The following is a 377-nucleotide window of genomic DNA, read 5'->3' as shown; positions in this document are numbered from 1 at the left end:
CGACCTCTCGGTTACCGACCTCGGAAACACGCCACTAAAGAACATCGCCGAGCCGATGCGGAAATCGATACGGCGGTCCTGCGGCACGCCGGCATTGCGCTCAATCATTCCGTTCTGCACCTCGATCGCGCAACGCACTGCATCTACGACACTGCGGAACTCGACTAGCGCCCCATCTCCCGTGCGCTTGATCACGCGACCGTTGTGCACGGAGATGGTCGGATCGATCAGATCGCTTCGCAGTGCCCGCAGCCGCGCCAAAGTCCGATCTTCGTCCTCGCTGGCGAGCCGGCTGTATCCGACCACGTCCGCAGCAAGGATCGCGGCCAGCTTGCGTTTCTCGCTCATCGCGTGCCCCTTTCGCAGCCAGAATAGCA

The 377-nt window shown here is 62.1% G+C and carries 1 protein-coding gene; it reads right to left on the bottom strand.

The genetic code is table 11. The features are described 5' to 3' along the window. The coding region (locus EN852_RS36085) for an adenylate/guanylate cyclase domain-containing protein (protein WP_135879705.1) at positions 1–348 on the bottom strand (348 nt) is incomplete at its 3' end. Positions 349–377: the final 29 nt, after the last annotated feature.

Source organism: Mesorhizobium sp. M2E.F.Ca.ET.209.01.1.1, from assembly GCF_004010375.2.
Taxonomy (GTDB): Bacteria; Pseudomonadota; Alphaproteobacteria; order Rhizobiales; family Rhizobiaceae; genus Mesorhizobium.
This window is presented reverse-complemented; position numbering and strand designations above follow the sequence as displayed.